At 73.1% G+C, this 24,547-nt stretch carries 17 protein-coding genes; 12 read left to right on the plus strand and 5 right to left on the minus strand.

Annotated elements, in window-relative coordinates; genetic code table 11:
* Positions 1-100 precede the first annotated feature (100 nt).
* Positions 101-922: a 16S rRNA (cytidine(1402)-2'-O)-methyltransferase gene (gene rsmI / locus ABT369_RS54870; protein WP_497986630.1), complete on the minus strand. Its 822-nt coding sequence runs from the start codon at positions 920-922 to the stop codon at positions 101-103.
* A 44-nt stretch (positions 923-966) separates the two neighbouring features.
* On the opposite strand from rsmI, the gene ABT369_RS54875 reads away from it, so the two are divergent.
* From ABT369_RS54875 to ABT369_RS54900, 6 genes are all read left to right on the plus strand, one after another.
* Positions 967-2,535: a dolichyl-phosphate-mannose--protein mannosyltransferase gene (locus tag ABT369_RS54875; RefSeq protein WP_350626195.1), complete on the plus strand. Its 1,569-nt coding sequence runs from the start codon at positions 967-969 to the stop codon at positions 2,533-2,535.
* 145 nt (positions 2,536-2,680) lie between these two features.
* Positions 2,681-3,811, plus strand: a complete 1,131-nt coding sequence (locus tag ABT369_RS54880; protein WP_350626197.1) for a PP2C family protein-serine/threonine phosphatase — start codon at positions 2,681-2,683, stop codon at positions 3,809-3,811.
* Positions 3,812-3,835: 24 nt separating this feature from the next.
* On the plus strand, positions 3,836-4,327 hold the full coding sequence (locus ABT369_RS54885; RefSeq protein ID WP_350626199.1) for a MarR family transcriptional regulator: 492 nt from the start codon (positions 3,836-3,838) through the stop codon (positions 4,325-4,327).
* A gap of 784 nt (positions 4,328-5,111) precedes the next feature.
* A complete protein-coding gene (locus ABT369_RS54890; RefSeq protein WP_350626201.1) occupies positions 5,112-7,892 on the plus strand; it encodes a winged helix-turn-helix domain-containing protein in 2,781 nt (926 codons plus the stop codon).
* A 57-nt stretch (positions 7,893-7,949) separates the two neighbouring features.
* Positions 7,950-8,621 carry a PP2C family protein-serine/threonine phosphatase gene (locus ABT369_RS54895; RefSeq protein ID WP_350626203.1) on the plus strand — a complete coding sequence of 224 codons (672 nt, stop codon included), beginning with the start codon at positions 7,950-7,952 and terminating at the stop codon, positions 8,619-8,621.
* A 365-nt stretch (positions 8,622-8,986) separates the two neighbouring features.
* Positions 8,987-9,862 (plus strand): DUF7144 family membrane protein, encoded by an 876-nt coding sequence (locus tag ABT369_RS54900; protein ID WP_502891955.1) that lies wholly within the window; start codon positions 8,987-8,989, stop codon positions 9,860-9,862.
* Between the two features lie 304 nt (positions 9,863-10,166).
* Here the strand turns inward: ABT369_RS54900 and ABT369_RS54905 are convergent, their stop codons facing one another.
* Both ABT369_RS54905 and ABT369_RS54910 read right to left on the minus strand, forming a co-directional pair.
* Positions 10,167-12,878 (minus strand): winged helix-turn-helix domain-containing protein, encoded by a 2,712-nt coding sequence (locus tag ABT369_RS54905; RefSeq protein ID WP_350626207.1) that lies wholly within the window; start codon positions 12,876-12,878, stop codon positions 10,167-10,169.
* Between the two features lie 56 nt (positions 12,879-12,934).
* Complete coding sequence (locus ABT369_RS54910; protein WP_502891956.1) at positions 12,935-13,804, minus strand: formylglycine-generating enzyme family protein; 870 nt, start codon at positions 13,802-13,804, stop codon at positions 12,935-12,937.
* A 228-nt stretch (positions 13,805-14,032) separates the two neighbouring features.
* Here ABT369_RS54910 and ABT369_RS54915 point away from each other — a divergent pair, with 228 nt between their 5' ends.
* On the plus strand, positions 14,033-14,641 hold the full coding sequence (locus ABT369_RS54915; protein WP_350626209.1) for a DUF7144 family membrane protein: 609 nt from the start codon (positions 14,033-14,035) through the stop codon (positions 14,639-14,641).
* Between the two features lie 58 nt (positions 14,642-14,699).
* Here ABT369_RS54915 and ABT369_RS54920 read toward each other — a convergent pair whose 3' ends face one another.
* Together ABT369_RS54920 and ABT369_RS54925 are read right to left on the minus strand one after the other, a co-directional pair.
* Entirely contained in the window at positions 14,700-15,713 is a 1,014-nt protein-coding gene (locus ABT369_RS54920) for a cation diffusion facilitator family transporter (protein ID WP_350626211.1), read from the minus strand.
* Positions 15,714-16,156: 443 nt separating this feature from the next.
* The gene (locus tag ABT369_RS54925) at positions 16,157-16,798 is read right to left on the minus strand and encodes a hypothetical protein (RefSeq protein WP_350626213.1); all 642 of its coding nucleotides are present in this window, start codon (positions 16,796-16,798) and stop codon (positions 16,157-16,159) included.
* A 363-nt stretch (positions 16,799-17,161) separates the two neighbouring features.
* Between ABT369_RS54925 and ABT369_RS54930 the strand changes: the two genes are divergently transcribed.
* The 5 genes from ABT369_RS54930 to ABT369_RS54950 are packed head-to-tail and all read left to right on the plus strand — an operon-like array spanning position 17,162 to position 24,365.
* Positions 17,162-19,696 (plus strand): helix-turn-helix transcriptional regulator, encoded by a 2,535-nt coding sequence (locus ABT369_RS54930; protein ID WP_350626215.1) that lies wholly within the window; start codon positions 17,162-17,164, stop codon positions 19,694-19,696.
* A gap of 20 nt (positions 19,697-19,716) precedes the next feature.
* Complete coding sequence (locus ABT369_RS54935) at positions 19,717-20,205, plus strand: hypothetical protein (protein ID WP_350626217.1); 489 nt, start codon at positions 19,717-19,719, stop codon at positions 20,203-20,205.
* Positions 20,202-21,041 (plus strand): hypothetical protein, encoded by an 840-nt coding sequence (locus ABT369_RS54940; protein WP_350626219.1) that lies wholly within the window; start codon positions 20,202-20,204, stop codon positions 21,039-21,041. Before ABT369_RS54935 ends, ABT369_RS54940 begins: the two co-directional genes overlap by 4 nt.
* 27 nt (positions 21,042-21,068) lie before the next feature.
* Positions 21,069-22,616, plus strand: a complete 1,548-nt coding sequence (locus ABT369_RS54945; RefSeq protein WP_350626221.1) for a hypothetical protein — start codon at positions 21,069-21,071, stop codon at positions 22,614-22,616.
* 24 nt (positions 22,617-22,640) lie between these two features.
* Positions 22,641-24,365, plus strand: coding sequence for a potassium channel family protein (locus ABT369_RS54950; RefSeq protein ID WP_350626223.1), 1,725 nt, complete (start codon positions 22,641-22,643; stop codon positions 24,363-24,365).
* Positions 24,366-24,547 lie beyond the last annotated feature (182 nt).

Raw genomic sequence — 24,547 nt, forward strand, 5'->3', positions numbered from 1 at the left:
CGACCGCGCCAACCGCAAAAAAAGACCGCCGCAAACAAAGACCGCCGCAAACAGAGAGCGCCGCGAACCCAGCCGACCGAGACACGCTGCCGAGAGGGCCTTACTTGTGTGCGATGACCGCCGCGTAGACCTCGCGCTTGGCCAGGCCGTGCCGCTTGGCCACGTCCAGGGTCGCCTCCTTGCGATCGGCCCCCGCGGCCACCAGCTCGGCCACCTCGGCCGCCAGGGCCTCGTCGGAGGGGCGCCCCGCCGCGACCGGGGGCGCGCCCGCGACCACGAGCGTGATCTCGCCCCGGGCCGTCTCGGCGTCCGCGGCCAGGGCGGCCAGGGTGCCGCGGCGGATCTCCTCGTACGTCTTCGTCAGCTCGCGGCACAGCGCCGCCGGGCGGTCGTCGCCGAAGGCCTGCGCGAGATCGGCCAGCGTGGCGGCGATGCGGTGCGGGGACTCGAAGAAGACCAGGGTTCTCGGCTCGGCGGCCAGCGCCGTGAAGTACGAACGCCGCTCTGCCTGTTTGCGGGGCGGGAACCCCTCGAAGCAGAAGCGGTCGCACGGCAGTCCCGACACGGCGAGCGCGGTCACGACGGCGCTCGGGCCGGGGGCGGCGGTGACCGGCACGCCGAGCGCCACGGCGGCGCGCACCAGCCGGAAGCCGGGGTCGGAGACGCTCGGCATGCCCCCGTCGGTGACCACGGCGACGGTGCGCCCGGCGGCGAGCTCCTCGGCGAGATCCGGGGTGCGCCGCTCCTCGTTGCCCTCGAAATAGCTCACCAATCGACCGGTGATCTCGACGCCGAGGTGTTGCGCGAGCCGCCCCAGCCGGCGCGTGTCCTCGGCCGCGACGACATCGGCGGTTGCGAGTGTTTCACGCAGGCGGGGGGACGCGTCCTCGGGATTTCCCAGCGGCGCTCCGAGCAGAATCAACGGCACATGTGCGATGGTGGCATCCCGACCCCTACGATCGCCCAATGACCTCGGGTGTGCTGACCCAGACAAGCGAGCCGGAGAGCCCCGCCCCCGCGCCGGAGCCCACGGTGCGCGTGGTGCCCGACATCGTCCGCCGCCGGCTGGCCCGGGCGCCGAAGGGCGGCCTGAACTTCTGGCTCGTCGCGGCGCTGATCACCGGCGTCGGCCTCTTACTGCGCCTGGTCAATCTCGCGCATCCGAAGGACGTCATCTTCGACGAGGTCTACTACGCCAACGAGGCGCAGGACCTGCTGCAGCGCGGGGTCGAGTGGAACCCCGAGGACAACACGCCGCAGTATGTCGTGCACCCGCCCATCGGCAAGTGGATGATCGGGATCGGCGAGCAGCTCTTCGGCTACAACTCCTTCGGGTGGCGCATCTCCGCCGTCACGGTCGGCGCCATCTCGATCCTGCTGATCATCATCGCCGCCTACAAGCTGTTCCGGTCCACGATCCTCGCGGGCGCCGCCGGCCTGCTCATGTCCCTCGACGGCATGCACTTCGTGCTCTCGCGGGTGGCTCTGCTCGACGTCTTCCTGATGTTCTGGATCGTGGTCGCGTTCTTCTTCCTGGTCCTCGACCGCGAGCAACGCCGGGCCCGCTGGCTGAGGCTCCTCGAGGACGGGTTCGACGCGAGCAAGCCGGGCCTGCGCGCACGACTCGGCTTCCCCTGGTACCGCCTGCTGTGCGCGATCTCGCTGGGCCTGGCCTGCGGCGTGAAGTGGAGCGGCATCTACTACGTCGCGATCTTCGCCGTCGCCATCTGGCTGTTCGATCTCAGCGCCCGCCGCAGCGCCGGTGTCAAGCACTGGGTGCTCGACACCTTCCTCAGCACCGCCTCGATCTGGTTCTTCGCGATCTTCGTCATCGCCCTGGTCGTCTACATCAACTGCTGGTGGGGCTGGTTCCTCTCCGACGGCGGGTACTTCCGGCACTGGTACGCCGAGAGCAACGGCCTGCCGCACGACCGGTTCATCGACCCGCTGGTGAACCTGTGGCACTACCACTCCGAGGCGTACGCGTTCCACACCGGGCTGAGCACCAAGCACCAGTACCAGTCGTGGCCGTGGCAGTGGCTCCTGCTGGGCCGCCCGGTGGCCTTCTACTGGGACCAGTCCGGCCCCTGCGGCGCGCCCAGCTGCGCCTCCGAGATCCTGCTGCTCGGCACCCCGCTGCTGTGGTGGTCGTTCCTGCCCGCGCTCGTCGCGCTCGGCTGGCTCGCCGTCGCCCGCCGCGACGGCCGCGCCTGGCTGATCATGGCGGGCGCGCTGACCGGCATCCTGCCCTGGTTCAACGAGATGCCCGAGCACCGCACGATGTTCTACTTCTACTGCCTGCCGGCCGAGCCGTTCCTGGTGCTGGCCGTGGTCTACGTGCTCGGCGCGATCCTCGGCCCGGCCCGCAAGCTGCGGCCCAACAGTGACCAGCGGCTCATCGGCTCGATCATCGTCGGCGCCTACATGCTGCTCGTGGCCGCCTGCTTCGCGTATTTCTACCCGATCTACGCGGGAATGGACATTTCGTATACCCAGTGGTTCTCCAGAATGTGGCTGGGCTCTCGCTGGGTGTAGATCTCTCGTGGGAGTGGGTACAAGAGAGCCGGAATACCTGCCTTATATTATTTGCCGCACGGCAAGCAAAGGCTGGCGAAAGGCTCGAATGTCCGGCGTTGGCTCCATCGACAAAGCACTGCGCATCACTCCACCGGATCGCCTGGTGGAGACCCTCGACGCGTATCTGAGCGCGACCCACGGCACCAAAAGCAGCACGGTCTGGCTGGCCGACTACCGCACCACGACGCTGTCGCCGAGCGGAGCCGAGCCCGAGGAGGCCCTCGGCGAGCAGCTCGGCTCGGCGATGCGGGCGTTCGCGAGCCAGACCCCGGTGGTGGAGGCCCGCGACGGGCAGTCCCTCGCCCGGCTGCACCTGCCGGTGAGCGCCTGGGGCGAGCGGGTCGGCGTGCTCAGCGTCGGGTTGGACGCCGACCGGGTGCCGGCCGAGCGGCCGCGGCTGGAGGAGCTGGCGGAGAGCTTCGCGGTGGCGCTGTCGGCCGCCTACCGGCGCACCGACCGCTACCACCTGGACCGGCGGCGCAGCGGCCGGCTGACCATGGCCGCCGAGATGCAGTGGGACCTGCTGCCGGCCCGGGCCTATGAGCAGCCGGGCGTGAAGTTCGCCGGGCAGCTGGAGCCGGCCTACACGGTCGGCGGCGACCACTTCGACTGGGCGATCAACGGCGACTGGCTCACCGTGACCGCGCTCAACGGCATGGGCAGCGGCCTCGACGCGGCCCTGCTCACCACGCTCGCGGTCAACGCGATGCGCAACGCCCGCCGCTCGATCCCGGCGGGGCAGTCCCGCCCCGGCGACCTGACCGACCAGGCGGTGCTCGCGGCGGACGCGATCTACTCCCAGTACGGCGGGGCGCGGCACGTGGCCACCCTCCTGCTCGCGCTGAACACCACCACCGGCGAGCTGCGCATGATCGACGCCGGCTCGCCGCGCATGATCCTGGTCCGCAACGGGCAGGTGCGCGACATGGCCCTCGATGCCCAGCTGCCGCTGGGAATGTTCGGCGACACCCGCTACGTCGAGGAACACACCACGTTGAACCCAGGCGATCGGATTTTCGTAGTCAGCGACGGGGTGCATGCCGCCATCCGGCCGAACGAGGCGACGTTCGGTGAGCGTGAGTTGAGCCGTGCCATACGATCGACCCGGTTGCAGCCACCGGCCGAGGCGATCAGCAGCGTCATGCGGAGCCTTCGTGAGTATCACGCGGGCGCCGAGCTTGCGGACGACGCCCTGATCATCTGCCTGGACTGGTCGCCCCGAGCCGACCCGTGACCGCCGCGACACCCGGAGGACAACGTGCGGAGCCGACCCTCACCGCACCCGTCGAGCCACGATGACCTGGCCCGGGCGGCGGCCCTGGCGGATGCCGCGAGCCAGGCGCTGGTCCTGGCCACGAGCGCGGCCAACGACAACTCCGGCGTGTCTGCCGCCCAGCTGCGCGTGCTCGGCGTCGTCGACCAGGCCGGGTCCGTCAACCTGACCCAGCTCGCCGTGGCCCTGCACACCGCGCCCTCCTCGGCCAGCCGCCTGTGCGACCGCCTGGAGGCCGCCGACCTCCTGCGCCGCACCGCCGACGAGCGCGACCGGCGCGAGGTGTGGCTCGTGCTCACCCCGACGGCGCACCGGCTGCTGGACGGTCTCGGCCGGCAGCGCCAGGAGACGATCGCGGCGGTGCTGCGGCGCATGTCCCCGGACGACCGCGCGGCCCTGCTGCAGGGTCTCTCGGCGTTCGCACAGGCGTCGGGCATTCCGGTGGCCGAGGACGACGCCGCCGCCCAGGCGAGCTGAACCGCCGCTTCGCGATAAGGCGCGCGGAAATGTCTGGCCTTTTCGATTCGGATTTATCGGACATTTTCCACTTATGCCACCATCGCGCTCGCGGCCCATCGACGACTGGCATTTGTCACCGGCCCGCCCCGCAGTCCGAATCGCCCGTTGTGCGCGGCCTTTCCGGATGCAATTTGCAGGTTGGCACGGGTTTGAGTAAGACGATCTCAATCTCAGAGTAATAACACTGATGACACGCGTGTAATTTGGAGTAGAACCTGCGGCCGTAGGTTGGATTTCCGAGTAACGTCCCGAGCCTAGCCGGGAAGTTGGCGCAGCAACACGCCGGGATCGTACGTAATGGCCCGAACTCCGTCGTGTTAGGGCGCCATTCGCCTGCGTTTTCACACACGGTCGGCGTGACGCTACCCAGACGTAAACGACGGCAAATCACGCTCGGTAGCCATGGCGCGGCCGACGGCGAGCAACCTCGCCGAAATATTCGGGCAAAGACCCCCCATTCGGCGGCGCAATCGCGCACGCGCCGTGCGCTGCACAGTGGCAATAAATCGATAGATCTCTATGGATCACGCGGGCGAGCGGGGAAACGGGGGACCCTCCACGGCTTTGGGCATCGATTGAATTCGATGAAACACTCCACGAAACCGGGTCCGGGTTCTATCGTGTTCGACGTCGAACATGGCCGATCTGGAACGGGAAGGTGCCAGTCCGGGCACGTCGTAGACCCGCCTCTTCGGGAGTGACGGTGCATACCAGCCACCACGGCGAAACCACGCTTGGCAGATTGGCGCACAACGACGCCGCCGAGCGGTTCCTCGGCTCGGCGAGCTGGGCCGGCCCCGCGCGGCCCCTGGAGGTGCGGCCGGTGCCGGTCGAGTTCGTGCCCGACCGGGAAGTGCCGGGCCTGCCCGCGGTACACCTGGAGCGCCGGCGGCTGCTCGACCAGCTCGACGCGGCGGTGGAGCAGCCGGTCACCCTGGTCTGCGCGCCGACCGGCTGGGGCAAGACCGTGCTCGCCGCGTCGTGGATCCGCGCCGGGCGCCCGCCCGGGCGCATCGCCTACGTGCGGTTCGAGCCGAACTGCGGCGCCGCGGCGTGGCGCCAGCTCACCGCGGCCCTGAACGCCGCGGGCATCGCGCTGGACCCCGCCACCTACGCGTGGACCGGCGGCCGGCTCCCGGAGCGCCCCGTGGTGGTCCTCGACGACCTGCACAACGTCACCAACCGCACCGTGCTGCGCCGGGTCGAGCGGCTGATGACGCGTCTCGGCGACCGCATCGGCTTCCTGCTGCTCGCTCGCAGCGAGCCGCCGCTGTCGCTGTACCGCTGGCGCGTGCGCAGCCAGCTCACCGAGCTGCGCGCCGACCACCTCGCCTTCGCCCAGGCCGAGATCGCCGGGCTGGCGGACCGGCTCGACGTGCGGCTGGCCCGGCAGTTCCAGCACGCGCTGTGGCACGTGACCGAGGGCTGGCCGGCCGCCGTCGCGGTGGCGCTCTCGGCGATGGTCGGCCGCCACGAGCCCGAGCGGGTCGTCACCGACCTGGTCGCGGGTGAGGCCGGGCCGAACGATCAGGTGGGGCTGACCGAGTACGTGCAGCGGGAGATCCTGGCCCACCTGGACCCCGACGTGCACGAGGTCATGCTGCGCACCTCGATCGTGGAGACGGTCTGCCCGGGGCTGGTCGAGGCGCTGGCCGGCAGCCGCAACGGCACCCGCCAGCTGGCCCAGGCGAGCCGGTCCGACGCGCTGGCCACCTTCTACGGCGGCTCGCACTCGTGGTACCGCTACCGCCGCCTGCTGCGCGCGGTCCTGCGCGCCGAGGTGCGCACCACCCTCGCCGCCGAGGAGCGCGGCCTGCACCGGGCGGCGGCCGGCTGGTATGCCGCGAACGGGCTGCCCGGCGACGCCGTCGTGCACGCCGTCCTCGGCGCCGACTGGGTGAGCGCCGAGCGATTATTTCTGCAGTACTGGCCGGAGCTCTGCGGGTCGGGGTCGCGCGCGATGGCGTTGCGAACCGGCCCGCAGCCTCCACAGGACATCGCCGAGCGCCCGATGCTCGCCTTCGCGCTGGCCATCTGCTGCCGCGACACCGGCGACGCGGCGGCCATGTCGGCCTTCATCCGGCTCGGCGAGCGGGCGCTGGGCGAGGCGCCGGCCCCGCTGGACGCCGAGATCCTGGCGGCCATGCGCATGGCCGAGGCGATCGCCGCCGACGACCTGGACCGCTTCGCGGACGCGGCCGAGCGGCTGCTGGAGCGCGTCGAGGAGGCCGGCGGCGAGCACCTCTACGCCGACGCGGCCGACGGCGCCCGCGCGAGCGCGCACCTCACGCTCGCGGGCGCCGGGATCGCCCGCGACGCGGTCGAGGATGCCGACGCGGCCCTGGAGCGGGGCAACGCGCTGGCCCGCAAGTCCGGCTTTCCCCTGCTCGTCGTGCAGGCGAACCGGCTGCAGGCGCTGGTGCACCTGCGGCGCGGCCGGCTCTCGGCGGCCGCCGCGTGCGCGCGCCGGGTGCTGGACGCGAGCCGGGACGCGGGCATCGCGGAGTCGCGCAACATCAGCGACGCCCGGCTGGTGCTCGCCACCATCTGCCGGGTCCGCGGCCGGCTCGACGAGGCGCGCTTCCACCTCGACGAGAGCATCACCGCGGAGGCGCCGCCTGACCCGCACGGCTGGCTCAGCGGCATTCTGAGCCTGGCCCTGCTGCTGTTCGACTCCGGCGACCCGGCCGGCGCGGCGGAGGCGCTGGAGCCGGTGCTGGGCGACCGGATCGGCGCCCTGCCGCCGGCCGCCGAGCTCACCGCGCGCGTCCTGCACGCCGACCTGTGCCTGGCCGAGCGGCAGCCGGAGAAGGCCCGCGCGGTGCTCGACGAGCTCGACCGGCACCGGCCCGGAGCCCCCGTTGTGGCGCTCGCCCGCGCCCGGGTGGCCCTGGCGTCGGACCGGCCGCAGACGGCGCAGCACGCCCTGGAGGGACTGCTCGCCGAGCCGGTGGCGGCTTCGCTGGTGGTGGCGGTGGCGGCGAGCGTCATGCTGGCCCAGGCCCGGCACCGCCTCGGCGACCTCGCCGGCGCGACCGAGCAGATCGAGCGGGCGCTGCGGCTGGCCGCGCCCGAGGGCATCCGGGCGCCGTTTGCCGGGCACGGCTCGTGGATCGCCGCGCTGCTCGAGGGGGCGGTGATGACTCGCCGGGTCGGCCGCGAGGAGATCGGCCATGAGGCAGCCGAGCATGCGGAGTTCCGTCAGGAGGAAGCCCGTCGTGAGGAAGTCCGTCGGGAGGAGGCCGAACACGTGGAAGCCGAACATGAGGAGGCCGAGGAGGAGGCCGAGCCCGTCACCGGCGCGTTCGACGTGGCCGCCGAGCACATCATCGACCCGCTGACCGAGCGGGAGACCCTGGTCCTGCAGTACCTGCGCAGCATGCTCTCCATCGCCGAGATCGCCACGGTGCTGAGCGTCTCGACCAACACCGTCAAGACCCATGTCCGGCACGTGTACCGCAAGCTGGGCGTCAGCCGCCGCCGCGACGCCGTGCGACGTGGACGCGCGCTGAGCATCATCTAGGCCCTCACCCGCCGCAGGCGAGTCGGCCGGGGCCCGGGCGGGGCCACGATATCCGGCATGAACGGTTTACGGGAGCAGGTCAACGGGGTGCGGGTGGGCGTGCGGTACGCCGTCGCGAGGCACTCCGGGCCCGTCGGCGGGGACTGGTACCTCAGCACGCCCCTGCCCGGCGGGGACGTGATGCTCGCGGTCGGCGACGTGATGGGCCACGGCCGGCCCGCCGCCGCCACCATGCTGCGCCTGCGAGCCGCGATGAGCCGGCTGGCGCTGGCCGGCGACGAGCCGGGCGCGATCCTGGCCGCCCTCAACCGGATGCTCTGCCGCCGCCCGTCGACCGTGCTGGCCACCGCCGTGTGCGGTCGCTTCCACCCCGCCGATCACTCGCTGACCTGGGCCCGGGCCGGGCACCTGCCGATCCTGCGGGCCACCACGGCCGGGGTGAGCGCGCTGGCCCAGCCGTTCGGCATGGCGCTCGGCGTCGACCCGGCCGCGCCCTACCCCACCGCCTGCGTGGTGCTCGACCCGGGCGACCTGCTGCTGATGTTCACCGACGGCGTCGTCGAGCGCCGCGACCGCGCGATCGACCAGGGCGTGCAGGGCCTCGCCGACGAGGTGGGGGTGGCCGTGCGCGGCTCGGCCCCCGGCGAGCGGCTGCGCACCGCGCTGGACTGCGCGCCCCGCGGCAACCCCGACGACGACGCGTGCCTGCTGGCCGCCGAGCCGGTGTAGAGCCGCCACCCGGCCGTTCACCCATCGAGGGTGATCCGCATTCACCCGGGCCGCTCGAATCATGTTCTCAGGCACGACACGTTGCCGGCTTACGGCAGGCGCCGAAGTCCGGGAACGGGAAGGCCGGGGGATCTGCCCACGTCCGCGGGCGGGATCAACCGGCAGCCCGGGACCGGCGTGGAGGGGTCTGCGCCGGTGTCCGGTCCCGCGGGCGGCGGGACCGGGCACCACGGGTCGGGCCTGTTCCGGGGGGAACAAGTTCACGGGGGATATAGGGCCGTGCTGGTCCTCGGTTCGCTGAACCGGGGATCGGCACGGCCTCATCGTTGTACGCCGTCATGTGAGAACGAGGAGAAGACGGGCGGATGCGGGTCAAGGAATTTCGGGCGTTTGGAACGTCCATGCTCACGCTGGTGGGCGCGCTGAACGTCGCGCAGGGACTGCTGGTGGGATTCGCCGGCGACAAGGTCGGATTCGACCGCAACGATGTGGCGTTCACCAGCGCCGGCACCTGGGCCGCGGCCACGGTGACGCTGGGCGCGATGCTCGCCGGGGCCGGTATCGCGCTGCGGGCCAAGCGCCCCAGCGCGAAGGCGGTGGCCGCGAGTGTGGTGGCGTTGCACGCGATCTCGCAGCTGGCCATGCTGAGCGCCTACCCGGCGTGGTCGCTGCTCATGGTCACGCTGGACGTGATCATCCTGTTCATCCTGACGGTACCGCGCGGCAGCGTCGTGGCCGCGCCGGACGATCGCGTCATGCCCGCGCGCCCGGCGCCCACGGCGAAGCTGACCCTGCGGCGCAACAGCCGCTCGGACGCGTACCGCGGCCGCCACAAGGCCGGCCGCCCGCCGGTGCGGCACAGCGTCTCCCGCGACGACATCATCACCATCGACCTCCTGCCGCCCGAGGTGGTCGCGGGCCCGTCGCCGATGCAGCCGCCCGCCTGCGGCCACCAGGACGACACGGTGGTCGTCAAAGCGCTGGTGGGGGCGCCGGTGAGCGCGGCGCTGCTCGAGGAGACCGTCGAGGCGGAGCTCGTCGGGGACACCCCGACGGTCTGGGTGCGCGCCGTGGGCCAGGCCACCGTGCCGGCCGGCGACGCGGCCATGCCGGTCCAGCGCGCCTCCCTCGAGTCGCTCGACCCGCTCATCGACCCGCTGCCGCTGGTCCTGGCCGAGGAGGAGGCGATCGCGGCCGAGGAGCTCGCCGCCATCGGCGCGCGGCCGTACGTGAATCGCTGAGTCTGTCCACTCCCCGCCCGAAGCGGCGGCGGCCCTCCCCAGGGGGCCGCCGCCGCTTCGCTTTGTGCGCCGAGTCGGGGCGGGTTCGGGCCGGCGGTCCTGGCCCCTATCGCTGCGGGCGGGGCGGGACTCGGGTCGGCGGCCGGCGCGGGAGCCGGGAAACCGGGGGCCACTCGCACCCCGGCGGGAAGACAGCGACCCGGTGGGAACGAAGACAGCGACCCGGTGGGAACACGGTGGGAACGGCAACGCAAAAAGGAGCGCGGCCCCGGGATCGGGTCCGCGCTCCTAGCGACGGCGGGCGCTACAGCAGGTTGAGTTCACGAGCGCGCTCGATCACCTCCCGCCGGCGGCCGACGCCGAGCTTGCGGTAGATGTTCTTCATGTGCGTCTTCACCGTGTTGACGGAGACGTACAGCATCGAGGCGATCTCCCCCGCCGACAGCGTGCCCTGCAGGTACCGCAGCACCGCCAGCTCCCGCTCGGTCAGCGGCTCGGCCAGCTCCCCCGCCGCGGCCGGGGCGCGCCCGAACCCGGTGAGCTCCTGCGCGATCTCCTCGGCCAGCCCGCGGTAGCCGCTGCCGGCCGGCAGGTACGTCACCAGCAGCTCCCGCACCGGCTGCCCACCGGCCACGAAGGGCCAGCGGATCGCCTCGTCGTCGGCGTGGCGCAGGGCCTGTTCGAGCGCCCGGCCGGCCTTGGAGCGGTCGCCGAGCGCGCGCAGGGCGCGGGCGCTGGTGAGGTTCGCGTCGACCGTCCACACCAGCGAACCCGTCGTGGGCTCGAGGTAGGGCTGCACCGCCCCGAGCGCCGCGGCCGGCCGGCGCTCGGCCAGGTGGGCCTTCGCGCGCACCACGCCGAGCCAGGGCGCCAGCATCTCGACCGGCTCCAGGGTCAGCAGCCGCTTGGCCGCCTCGGTGTCGCCCGCCGCGAGCCGCAGCTCGGCCTCGGCCAGCGTGACGCAGTGCTGCATCCTCGGCGTGTACCGCCAGTCGGCCAGCTGCCGCCGGATCGCGGCCAGCTCCGTGCACGCCGCCCGCGCATCCCCCGTCGCGGCGCGGATGTGGGCACGGGTCATGGTCGCGACCGCCACGAGCGCCGGATCGGCGAGACCGCCGTCCAGCGCCCGGTCGAGGTAGTGCCCGGCCGCCTGGACACGGGCCTGCAGGTAGCAGACCTCGGCCACGGTGAGCTGGGCCCACACCACGTCGCTGCCCTGGGTGCGCCCCTCGCGGTCGGCCAGCGCCAGCGTCTCCTTGCCGTAGCGCAGGGCCGCGGTGAGCCGGCCCCGGGCCGCGTTGAGCTGCGCGAGCTGGCGCAGCGCGGCCAGCTGGGACTGGACGCTCCCGCACCGGCGGGCCAGGTGCAGCGACTCCTGCAGCGCGTGCTCGGCGGCGCCGAGGTCGCCCTGGATGAGCCGGGCCCCGCCGACCGCGACGAGGGCTAGCGCCCGCATGCGGGCCTTGTCCTGGTCGTCGAGGCCGGTGTCGTCGCGCAGCAGCAGCGGCGCTGTCGCCAGTACCAGATCAGGCTTCTGGCTCTGATGGGCCTCGGCCATGCGAAAGCTGTCGACAATCGGGCGCAGTTCGGCGCGCGCGGAGTCGACCAGCGCGTGCTGCGAGCGTTCGACCAGGTGCAGGAACGTCTCCGTGCCCTGCGGGTCGCTCGCGTCGAGCCGCTCGGCCGCGAAGGCCAGGGCCAGCTTCGGATCGTTGCGCACCTCCTGCGGAGGCGGCGGCACCAGCTCCTTGATGGTGCGCAGCCGGGCGCCCGGCACCAGCTCCTGCCAGCTCGCGGCGAGCAGGTCCGAGGCCTGGCTCCAGTTGCGCGCGGCCAGGGCGTGACGCAGGGCGTCCGCGGGCTGGTCGTGCGCGGCGAACCAGTCGGCCGCGCGCCGGTGCAGCTGGCGCACCTGCTCGGGCCGGCGGTGGCGCAGCTCGTCGTAGAGCATCAGGCCGAAGAGCGGGTGACATCGGTACATCCCGGTGTTCCCGCTGCCCTGCACCACGAAGAGGTTCGAGTGCTCAAGCTGGGCCAGGATGCGGGCGCCGTCCACCCGGCCGGTGAGCGCCTCCACGAGCTCGGCGCTGACCTGGTCGAGCACCGAGGTGCAGAGCACGACTTCGCGGACGTCCTCCGGCAGCGTGTCGAAGACCTCGCCGACCAGGTACTCCCCCAGCGCCCGATCCTGCAGGGCGAACCGCGGCATCAGGCTGTCCGGCTCGGGGTGACCCTGCACCGCGAGCGCGGCGAGGCGCAGGCCGGCTGCCCACCCTCGCATCACCGCGTGCAGCTCCACGAGCGCCGACTCGGCCAGCCTCACCCCGTGCGCGTGCAGCATCTGCGCGGTCTCGTCCAGGGTGAAGCCGAGCGGACCCGTGCGCAGCTCGCTCAGGGCGCCGCGGATCCGGAAGCGGTACAGCGTGAGCGCCGGATCGGTCCGGCAGGCGATCACGAGACGCAGGCGGTCACCCGCCTGGGAAAGCAGCGTCTCGAGCTCACCCCACACGCGGGGCACCGACAGCTCCTGCAGGTCGTCGAGGACCAGCACCACCGGCGGCCCGGCCCGGCGCAGCAGGGTGACGAGCGACTCCAGTGCCTCACCCGGGCCGTCGGCCGCGGTTGCCTCGCCCGGCTCCTCGCCGGTCGCCTGGGTGACGGCGCCGAGCACGTGCTCCCAAAAGCGTGGGCCGTGGTGCGCCTCCACCGTCAACCACGCCAGCGGCCAGGGTGCTCGCCCGGCCGCCACCCACTCGGCCAGCAGGGTGGTCTTGCCCCACCCCGCCGGAGCGGAAATCAATGTCAAAGGCCCCGCCACAGCGCGATCCAGAGCGTCGAGCAGACGCGGTCGCGGCACGTGATAGCGGGGCGGCTCGGGCACTGCGAAGTGCAGTGCGGGACGGGTGATGGTGTCTACGAGCGTTTTCTGCCCCAACGTATTTCGCCCCCTCCCACCCACCGCAGCACGGCGGATGACCACGGGATTGTGAGGCGACAAAAGGTGATGTCGCCTCACCCGCAGGGGGTGAACAAATACGGTGCGTGATCAACTGGGGCGTGAGGGCCGCCTGGTCACGTGCCGCCGGGGGCCTGTCGCCGAACGCATCGGAAGCCGACATGGCAGCTACCGTTGTCGATGGGTTCGGGCTGGCGGGCGGCGGGCCGGAAGCGGTGGTCGTACCCCGTCGAGCAGAGGTAGGAGCCACCCTTCACCACCCGGCTGCTGAACACGGTAGCCCCCGGTGGAACGTCCACGCGCGGGTTCTGCGGCATCTCACCCTCGGCCTCGCCGAAGCGCGCGTTGCCCGAGCGGTAGTAGTCCGAGGTCCACTCCCACACGTTGCCGACCACGTCGAAGAGGCCGTACGCGTTGGCCGCGAACGCCCCGACCGGGCTCGTGCCGTGGCCGTCGTCGCTGCGGTCCAGCCAGGGGAAGATGCCCTGCCAGATGTTGGCGCGGCCCGGCTCCGGGTCGTCGCCCCACGGGTAGGGCGCGCCTTCGAGCCCGCCCCGGGCCGCGAACTCCCACTCGGCCTCGGTGGGCAGCTCCTTGCCGGCCCAGCGCGCGTATTCGGCGGCGTCCTCGTAGGCGACGTGAACCACGGGGTGAGCCGAGCGCTTGCGGATGTCCGTGCCCGGGCCGAAGGGGTGCCGCCAGGACGCGCCCGGCCGCAGCTCCCACCAGACACGCCAGTCGCGCAGCGGCACGGGGCCGGGCGGCTGGACGAACACCATCGAGCCCGGCGGCCCCTGATCGGCATCGCGCTCGGCGAGCGTCTCGTAGCCGGTCTCCTGCACGAACAGGGCGTACTCGGCGTTCGTCACCGGATGCGAGTCGATCCAGAAACTGTCGACGGCGACCTTGCGAACGGGCGCCTCTTCCGGATAGAAGCCCTCGGCACCCATGGCGAAGGTGCCACCGGGGATCCAGGCCATCTCCACGAGCGCATTGTGCGAACGACCGGGGGTGACTGGTCCTCACCCACCCGGGGTGAGGACCGGCACCGGAGACCTTCATGCCCGCGGGGTGATGCCCGCTCATCCGGGCAAGCCGAACGATCTCTTGCAAAAGCACCGTTGATCGAGGGAGGTCGCCACACGAGATTCGCCGGATTCGGCCGCGGCGCCTCCTCTCTTGTCCGCCGCGGCCCATCCCGGAAGGAGAACGACATGGCTGATACCGGTACCTCGCGCGGTACTGCGCGGAGTTCCGCCTGGTTCGGCTGGATCATGTTCGCCGGCGTCCTGCTCGCCGTGATCGGGGTGCTGAACATCCTTGAGGGGCTCGTCGCGCTGCTGCGGCGGCAGGTCACCTTCATCGACGGCGACAGCCTGGTGGTGGTGAACCTGACCGGCCTGGGCATCGTGATGATCGTCTTCGGCGCGCTGCTGCTGGTGTGCGGCGCCGGGTTGCTGATGCGCAACAACGTGGCACGGGTGACGGCGATCGTCATCGTCGCGCTGCACGCGCTGTCGCAGATCGGCTGGCTCGGGGCGTACCCGGTCTGGTCGCTGCTCATGATCACGCTGGACGTGATCGTGCTGTACGCGCTGACCGTGCACTGGGTGCCGAGCGAGGTCATGGCCCCGGCTGCGGCCGGCGGCGTGCACCGGGCCGATCACCAGCCGCGGGACACCGAGTTCCCGATCAACCAGCCCCGCCCCACCGCCCACACCCACGAGGCCGACTCGCCCGCGTCGTCCGGCCGCACGGCCGCGACCCACCGCGCCGAGGACGCCGCCGAGGCTCCCACCTCGGGCCCGGGCACACCGCTCTGAGCAGCACCCGCGGCAAGTACGAGAAGCCCGGCGACTCGCGTCGCCGGGCTTCTTCGTGTCAGTGCCGGTGCTGGTGTCTTGCCGGGGGATGGCGGTGGTGCTCCAGGGGGTCGTGGGCGTGGGCCGACTCGGGGTCCGGGTGCACCGTCGCCGCCGCCAGCCGGGGCACCGCGTGCAGCAGGCGATGCTCGGCGTCCACCGCGATCTCGTGCGCCCGCGCCAGGGTCAGGTCCGGGGCCAGCACCAGGTCGGTCTCGGCGTGCAGGCGGTGGCCGATCCAGCGCATCCGCAGGGCCGAGACCCGCAGCACGCCCGGGGTCGCGGCCAGGACCGCCTCCGCGGCGGCGATGAGCGCGGGGTCGACCGCGTCCATCAGGCGGCGGTACACCTCGCGCGCCGCGTCCTTGCCCACGACCACGATCGCCAGGGTGATGAGCAGCCCGACCAGCGGGTCGGCCCAGGGCCAGCCCAGGGCGACGCCGGCGGCGCCGAGCACGACGGCCAGGGACGTGAAGCCGTCGGTGCGCGCGTGCAGGCCGTCCGCGACGAGCGCGGCCGAGCCGATCCTCCGGCCGGTGCGGATGCGGTAGCGCGCGACGAGCTCGTTGCCCGCGAAGCCGGCCAGGCCCGCGGCCGCGACGAAGGGCAGCCCGGTCACGGTCCGGGGGTGGGCGAGCCGGTCGGCCGCGGCCCAGGCGGCCAGCGCGGCGGACGCGGCGATGGTGAGCACGATGACGATCCCGGCCAGGTCCTCGGCGCGGCCGTAGCCGTAGGTGTACCGCCGGTTCGCGGGGCGGCGGCCGAGCAGGAAGGCGATGCCCAGCGGCACGGCCGTCAGCGCGTCGGCCGCGTTGTGCAGGGTGTCACCGAGCAGGGCCACCGAGCCGGACCAGGCCGCGACGAGCGCCTGGAGCACCGCGGTGAGCCCGAGCCCGGCGAAGGAGATCCACAGCGCCCGGACGCCCTCGCGGGAGCCCTCCATCGCCGGGTCGACCTTGTCCGCAGCGTCGTGCGAGTGCGGGGTGAGCACGTGCCGCAGCCGGTGCAGCAGCGAGGACGCCGTGCCCCTCACGACGGCCCCTCACGACGACAGAAAGAAAAGACAGAAAGGAAAAAGGACGGCGCGGGCCTGGGAGCGCGCCGTCCTCGTTCATGTGGTGACTTGCGATGGGTGGGCGGCCTCCTCCGGATCAGCCGCCCACCCATCGGCTCCCGCCGCCCTCGCTGAAGGCCGGCCGGTGCTCAGGACGCGGGCCGTGTTCACCGCTGACTCCTGGGCCGTCGAGTACCCCCTGCTCGACGGTGTTCACCGAACGACCCAGCTGGGTCCGTCGCGCCGGGGACCACCGACGGCGCGACGCCCGCGGCTGGCGGGACCGGACGGAGCACAGTGGACGATGCAGCAGTCACCGGCCCTGTTCCGTCCGTCGTTTGCCTTGTCACAAAAGCAATCCTGGCCTCTGCCGGAGTGAAGCGTCCTCACCCACGGTGGGTGAAGCACCTGCCGGATCGCCATCACGCCGACGAGAGGTCGGCCATCCCCTTCTCGGCCGTCTCCACCTCGGCGAGCAGCTTGGTGTGCTCGGCGATGAGCGTGTCGAGCAGCCGCCGGGCCACCTGCACGGTGTCGGTGCCGACCGAGCGCGTGGTGGCCAGGAGGTTCTCGGCCGCCTCGCGCTGACGCTGCCGGCGGGCGTCCCACTGGGCCCGCCGGTTCGCCTCGACGCGGGCCTCCTCGGCCCGGCGCTGGGCCAGGGCGCTCTGGAAGTCGCGCATGGCGTCCTCGGCGTGCGCGCGGGCGTCGGCGAGCATCGCCTCGGCGGCCGCGCGGGCGTTGTCGAGGTCCTGCTCGGCCTGGGCCCGCAGGGCGCCGGCCTCCTCCTCGGCAAGCTCGATGATCCGCTGGATGCGCCCGCCGACGACCTTGGCGGACTCGTCCGCGCAGGTGCACTGGGCACGCTCGGCGCCCAGGCGCTCCACCCGGCCGGTCAGCTGCTGCTCGCGGTAGCGGGCCGCGGCGAGCTCCGTCTCCGCTGTGGTGAGGCGCATCTGCAGGGTGGCGATGTACCGATCGACCTGCGCGCGGTGGTAGCCCCGCAGGCTCAGTTCGAATCCGTTTGCGGGGCTCAGCTCGATCTCGCCCACAACCGCGCTCATGCTCGCTGGTCCTCCTCCCCGACGCCCGCGTCTCGATTGCGCGGGCGGCAGCGCTCAACGCTGCCGAGCATCGTGGTGAGCACGCGTCATCCTTTTCGGGTGAGGCTCCGGCAGGCGGCGCGGCGTTGCAATGGTGTCAATGGAACCGTTGGCACACAAGGGAAATCGCCGGACCAGGAGCGGGTGGACCACCCGGGCCGGGTGAGGCGGCGCAGCGTGCGCCGATGCTTTGCTCAACTCGTTCAGCCCGGATGAAAGACGAGTGGAAAAGCGCGGCCGGGAAAGCGATTTCGGGGGGCACGGGTGTCACAAGCGTTGGTACAGCAGGATCGCCGAAGTTACACGGCGCCACCATCGGTGGCGGTGCCGGACCTGCCGCCTGGCTACGTGCTGCGGGAGCGGGTCGTCGCCCAGCTGGACGCCGCGGTGCGTGCGCCGCTGACGCTGGTGACCGCGCCCGCCGGATGGGGCAAGACCGCGGCATTGGTCGCCTGGGCGCGCACGGTGCGCCTCGGCGACGGCGGGGAGCCGCCGGTCGTGCGCTGGGTGACCTCGCACGCCGAGCGGGGCGCGGACGTGCCCGGGCAGCTGCTCGGCGCGCTGTCGGAGGCCGAGCGGCCCGGCAAGCGCGACGGCGACGACCTGCTGCGGGTCGTCGACGAGCTGCAGCGGCCCCACGTCGTGGTCGTCGACGACGTGCGTGAGATCAGCGACCCGGGCGCGCTGGCCGATCTCGAGGCGCTGGTCCGCCACGGGATGGGCCGGCTGCGACTGGTGCTGTCGTGCCGCCGCGACCCCTCCCTGCCCCTGTACCGCTGGCGCGTCGACGGCTCCCTGACCGAGATGCGCACGAACGACCTCTCGCTCACCATCGCCGAGACGGCCGAGCTGCTCGCGGCGCACGACGTGGTGCTGCCCAGCGCGACGCTGTACTCGCTGCACTCCATCACCGAGGGCTGGCCGGCCGGGGTGCGCCTCGCCGCGATGGCGATGCGCGGGCACCCGGAGCCGGAGCGGGTGCTCGACGACGGCGGCCCGTTCAGCACCGCGGTCGGCGACTTCCTCACCGGCGAGGTGATCGACCCGCTGCCGGCCGAGACGCGGCGGCTGCTGCTGGAGACGGCGATCGCCCCCCGGCTCAACGCCGGCCTGGTCGAGGCGATCACCGGCCGCGACGACGGCGCCCGCGTGCTGGCCGAGCTCAAGGGCTCCAACACGTTCCTGACCCGCAACGCCGGCCCGGGCGGCTGGTACCGCTTCCACCCCCTCTTCGCCCGCACCCTGCACGCCGAGCTGCTGCGCCGCAGCCCCGAGCGGGTCGCCGAGCTGCACCGGCGGGCGGCCGCGTGGCACGGCGCCTACGGTCTGCCCGCCGAGGCGCTGCGCCACGCGCTGCTGGCCGAGGACTGGTCCGGCGCCGTCGAGACGCTCGAGCGCGGGTGGCCGGACATCCTGGCCGGGGTGCGCTACGACCGCCCGCACGAGTCGGCCCCGCACGCCCCCGCCGCCGAGGAGTCGACGGACTCCCGGCTCCCGCTGGCCTTCGCGGCCGAGCGGCTGCGGGTGGGCGACCTCGAGGGGACCCGCGACTTCCTGCGCCGCGCCGGTGGCATCCGCAACTTCGACGAGCACACCACGCCGATGTTCCGCGCGTTCGCGGTGGCCGAGGCGTGGCTCGGCGGCGACCCGCGCCGGATGCTCGCCGAGTTGTCCGAAATATCGGCAAATAACGATGAAACCAGGGCCCTGGCCCTGCTCGACGAGGGCGAGGCCCGCCTGCGCCTGGGCGAGCTCGGCGCGGCCGGGGCACCGCTGCACGGCGCGCTGGTCCTGGCCCAGCGGGCGGGACTGGCCCAGGCCCAGGTGTGCGCGGCCAGCCGGCTCGCGGTGCTGGAGTCGCTGCGGGGGCGGCTGCGTGCGAGCGCCCGGCTCGGCCGCCAGGCGCTGGTGACCGCGGACCGCTTCGGCATCACCGACGCCGTCGACCTGGGCTGGGTGCGGATGGCGCTCGCCGGCGTCTACGGCGAGTGGGACCGCATCGCCGAGGCCGACCGGCTGCTCGACGAGGCGCTGGACCTCGCGGCCGGGGACGCCGACCTGCTCGTGTCGATCGCGACCGTCCGCGCGAAGCTCCGCCACGGCTCCGGGCGGCTCGCCGCGGCGCTGGAGGTGCTGCACACCGCCCGCCGCGACCTGGGCGGGGCCGCGCTGGCCCCGGCGGTCGAGCGCGCGCTCGCGCTGACCGAGGCGGAGCTGCGCATCGGCGGCGGCGACCTGGGCGCGGCCCGGCGGCTCGTGGCCACCGGCGGCGACCCGGACGTGTTCCCCGGCTGGGCCGCGTGCGTCGACGCCTCGGCCGCGCTCATCGAGGGCAAGGCGGCGGCCGCGGCGACGACCGCGGCGCAGTTCGCCACCCCGTCCGTCGACACCGCGCTGACCTGGACCGTGCAGGCGGCCATCCTCACCAGCCTCGCCGGGCGCACGCTGGGCGACCGCAACCGGGTGCTGCGGGGCCTCGAGGTGGCGCTGGACATCGCCGAGGAGGAGAGCTTCCGCCGTCCGTTCCTCGTCGGCGGGCACCCGGTGCGCGACCTGCTGGCCAACTTCGCGCCGCTGCTGCCCGTCTACCACCCGCTCGCGGCCGAACTCGCGGCCGGCTCGTCGCCGCTGGCCGGCGGCACGCGGGGCGGGGACACCAACCTCGTCGAGCCGCTGACCGAGCGGGAGCTCACGGTGCTGCGCTACCTGCAGGGCACCATGTCGAACCTGGAGATCGCCTCCACGCTGTACGTCTCGGTCAACACCGTGAAGACGCACGTCAAGAACATCTACCGCAAGCTGCACGCCGGGCGCCGGCGCGAGGCCGTCGAACGCGCGCGCGAGCTGCGGCTGTTGTGAAAGGCAGTGCGGTCCGGGTCGTGGAGCCGATGCCGGAGCCGGTGCTGCTGCTTCGCTCCGGCTCCCGTCCGGCCCGCGTCGCCGGGACCGCGACCGCCGCCACCCACCGATGCCTGTGGGGCGCGCTGGCGGCCGCGGTCGCCTGGCCGGTCCTGTCCGCGTGCGGAGTGGCCCATCCGCAGGCCGCGGCGGTCGCGGTCGGCCTGCTGACCGTCCTGCCGTGGCTCGGGCCGGCGCTCGGGGTGCTGCTGACGGCCGTGCTGGCCGCCCTGGTGCCGCAGCCGTACGCCCCGCTGCTGGGCCTGGCCGCCGCCGCGCTCGTCACGCTCGCCGCCGCGCCCGCGCAGCACCTGCCGGGGCGGCTCGGCCCGCTGTCCATCCCGGCCGCGTCGGCCGCGGCGGTGCTCGGCGGGGTCGCCTGGGGCGTGCTCGGGGCCCTGATCGCGCTCGTGGTCGCGAGCCTGGCCGCCCGGACCCGGCGGACCCGGCGGACGCGGAGCGCGCGGTGATCGACTACCTGCGCGGCTTCCGTGTCGGCGTGCTGCGGCGGGGCGGGAACGCGGTGGAGCGCAGCCTCGCCGCGATCAGCGACGAGACCGGGCCCCGATCGGGTCCGGCCCAGGTCGACGCCGGACCGTTCTGGCCGGTCGACCGGTGGGTCCACGCGCTCTACGCGCTGGGGCTCACGGCGGCGGCGGCCGTGGCGCTCGCCATCCACTGGATCGACCCGCCCGCGGCCGTGCGCGGGGTGCTCGCGCTCGTCGCGTCGACCGTGTTCATGCTGGCCGGCTACACCCTCGTGCGCACGCCGACGCGGCGGGGGCGGGCGCTGCGGCGGTACCTGACCGACCCGCGCGACCGCACCGAGTTCGAGGCGGCCGCGGCCAACGCCGACCGCATCCGGCTCACCTGGCCGGCGCTGGAGCGGCTGGGCGACCCGGCCGACCCGACGCCGACGCTGGAGCGGGCGCTGTGGGATCTGGCTCAGGCCCTCGCCGAGCGCGGCGAGCTGCGCACGGCCGACCGGGACCTGCGCGCCTCCGTCGGCGACCCGATCGGGGCCGGCAGCCTGTTCAGCACCGTCACCGACCGGCAGGCCGAGATCGTCCAGCGGCTCACCGACGTCGATGCCGAGGTGCGCCGGCGGGCCGGGCAGCTGCGCCGGCTGGCGGGGCTGTGCCAGGACTTTCTCGACCAGCGGGCCGCGCAGACCCGGGCCCGGCTGCGGGTGACGGCGGCCGAGGCGCTGCTCGGGTCGCTGCGCTCGCGGCCGGAGCCCGACCTGGTCTCGCGTACGGAAGTGGTGCTGGCCGCCTACCGGGAGCTGGCCGACGAATACGGGTGATCCGGGTAGATCCGGTACCCTGCCCGGGTGCGTCAGAGGGTGATGATCGGGGCCGGGTCCGTTGTCGTGGCCGTCGGGCTGTTCCTGGCGTACCTGCGGACGGCCCGCGCGTTCCCGATCAACGGCGACGGGGCGAGCAACGCGCTGCAGGCCTGGGACATGTTCCACGGCAACCCGCTGCTGAAGGGCTGGGCACTCTCCGACGTGTCCTTCTACCCGACGGAGCTGGTGCAGTACGGCATCGTGCAGTGGTTCACCGGCGTCACGGCCGACCAGGTGCACGTGACCGCCGCCATCACCTACACGATGATCGTCTTCGTCGCGGCGGCGCTGGCCAAGGGCCGGGCCGAGGGCCGGGAGGCCTGGCTGCGGGTGGCGGTCGCGGTCGCGATCCTCCTGCTGCCCGTCCCCGGCACCGGATACCAGACGCTGCTGTCCTCCCCCAACCACACGGGCTCGGCGGTGCCGCTGGTCCTGGCCTGGCTCGTGCTCGACCGGCTCCGGCACCGCGTGTGGACCCCGGTGCTGGTCGCGCTGCTGCTCGGCTGGGGCGCGATGGGCGACCCGCTCATCACGTTCGTGGGAGCCGTACCGCTGGCCGTGGTCTGCGCCTATCGGGCCATCCGCCGCGGCGAGCGCCTCTACGAGCTGTCGCTGGTCGCCGCGGCCGTGGTCTCGGTGGTCGTCTCGCGCGGCTTCCGCCACCTGCTCGACGCGCTCGGCGCGTTCCAGTCGCCGCACCCGCCGATCGAGCTGGCGCCGCTGTCGGACTGGCCGCACCGGGCCTGGATGACCGCCCGGATGGTCGGGGTCATCTTCGGCACCCACCGCCCCGGCTGGCACCTGGCCGGGTTCGAGATCCTGCTCTCGCTGCTGCACCTGATCGGGTTCGCGGTGGCCCTCGTCGCCTTCGTCGTGACGCTGGTACGCGCGGTGCGCGGCACGGCCGACCGGGTGGACTCGGTGATGATCGCGGCGATCACCTGCAACCTCGGCGCCGAGATCGTCTCCACCATCTCCGTCGACCTGATGGCGGCCCGGGAGATCGCGCCGGTCCTGCCGATGGCCGCCGCCCTGGCCGCCCGCTACGCCGGTCCCTGGCTGGCCTCCGGCGCCTCCGGGCGGACGGTGCGGATCGGGCGGGGCGCGCTCGCGGCCGTGCTCGCGGTCTTCGCGCTCACCGTGGTGATCTACTCGCCGCCCCGGGCCGAGCCGTCCGAGGCCCAGGAGGCCGCGGACTACCTGGGCGAGCGGGGCCTGTCCTACGGCCTCGGCGCGTACTGGGCCTCGAACAACATCACCGTGACCACCGAGCACAAGGTCGTGGTCGCGCCCGTGGTCGGCGGCGGGGACCGGCTGGTGCCGTTCTGCTGGCAGTCGAAGGACTCGATGTACGACGCCGGCGCGCACGACGCCCGGTTCGTCGTGTTCGAGAAGGACCGCCCGTTCTACGGCACCCCCGAGCAGGCCGAGCACATGTGGGGCGCCCCGGTGGAGCGCCACGACGTCGGGAAGTACGCGATCCTGCTGTACAACGTCAATCTTCTGGTCGGTTTGCCGCCCCATTGCGGGTAGCACTTCGTCGCTACGATCGGCGCCGTGCGCAAGTTCGTCGTCTGGGGAGACAACGCGCTCGCCCGCCGGCTGGTCGGCGAGCTGATCAACACGTATTCGGCCCAGGTGACGGTCATCGTCCCCGACCTCACCGCCGGGCAGGCACCTGAGATCGCCGAGATCCGCGCCGACGACGACCCGCTGAGCCGCCCGGTGCTCATCGAGGCCCGCCGGCCGTCCCGCGCCGTGTTCGAGACCGCCGACCTGACCGACGCCGACGCGATCGCGTTCCTCGACACCGACGACGTGGCCAACGTCGACGCCGCCCTCATCGCCCGCGAGGTCGACCCGTCGGTCCGGGTCGTGCTGCGGATGTTCAACACCCGCCTCGGCGCCGGGATCGTCGAGCGGCTCTCCAACTGCTCGGTGCTCTCGGCCTCGGAGATCGCCGCGCCCGCCTTCGTCGCCGCCGCGCTGGGCGACAGCAACCCGACCACCATCCGCCTCTCCGACGGCCAGCAGCTCATGGCCCTCGACCGCGCCGCGGCCAACCCGGGCAACGTGCGCTGCGGCCTGGCGATCACGGCCGAGAACGAGACCCTGCCGGCCGACGAGGAGCGCGCCGATCTCGTGCTCACGAGCGTGTACGGCAACCGCGACGCCGAGCCGCCGCGCCCCCGCCACCGCCACCCGATGCGCCTGTCGCGGCTGCTCATCGGCGGCGGCCTGCGCCGAATCCTGGCGAGCATCGCGGGCGTGCTGGCGCTGGGCACCATCGCGGTGGCCGCCGTGCGCCACGTCGGGGCCTGGAAGGCGCTGTACCTCGCCGTGCTCACCGCGCTCGGCGGCGCCAACCCGCAGGAGGACGCCCCGGTCCTGTCCCAGGCGGTCGACGTGGTGCTGGTCGTCGTCGGCGTGGCCGTCATTCCCGCCATCACCGCCGCCGTCGTCGGCATCGTGGTGAAGGCCCGCCTGGCGATCGCGGCCGGCGGCCTGACCGAGCCCCTCTCCGGCCACGTGGTCGTGGTCGGCCTCGGCAACGTCGGCACCCGGGTGCTGCGGGAGCTCAACGACCTCGGCATCGACGTGGTGGCCGTGGACCGCGACGAACGCGCCCGCGGCGTCCAGGTCGCCCGCGACCTCGGCCTGCCGGTCATCATCGGCGACGTCACCAACCCGGACACGCTCACCGCCGCGTCCGTGGCCACGGCCCGCTGCCTGGTCGTGGTGACGACCGCGGACGTGACGAACCTCGAGGCCGCCCTGATCGGCCGCAACCTCCACACCAGCCTGCGGGTCGTGCTGCGCCTGTTCGAGGAGGAGTTCGCCCAGCGCATCAAGACCGCGTTCGACATCAACCTCTCGCGCAGCGTGTCGTACCTGGCCGCGCCGGCCTTCGCCGCGTCCATGGTCGGCAGCGAGGTCATCGACACCATCCCGGTCGGCCGCCGGGTCCTGCTCGTCGCCGAGGTGCCCGTCGGGGCCGGCTCCCAGCTCGAAGGGCAGTACTTCCGCGCGGTCAGCGAGCCGGGACTGGTGCGCCTGGTCGCCGTCCAGACCGGCCGCGCGGGCCTGGGCGTGGGCGTGCAGACCTTCTGGGCCCCGGAGCAGAACCGCTGGCGCACGCTGGACCGCACCCACACGATGGTCGTGGTCGCGACGCGAGCCGGCCTGGTGGCGCTGCTGGAGCGCGCCGCGGGCATCGAGAACCCGCCCCCGTTCCAGCCGCCGTCCGCACCCCCGCTGCTGACCCCCCAGCCCCGCCGCTGACGTGCCGTCGTGGTGGCACGTTTCCGGGATTCGTCGGTCTCGGCGCGCCCCTAACGTATTGCTCAACAACGACTTCTCAGGGGGACACGATGAGCGACTACGACATGGGCGACACGGGTCACGGCGACGTCGACTACGGCCACTACGAGGCCGGTCAGGAGCACGGCCAGATGGACCAGCTG

The sequence above is a fragment of the Dactylosporangium sp. NPDC000244 genome (assembly GCF_040300725.1).
In the GTDB taxonomy this organism is placed as follows: domain Bacteria; phylum Actinomycetota; class Actinomycetes; order Mycobacteriales; family Micromonosporaceae; genus Dactylosporangium.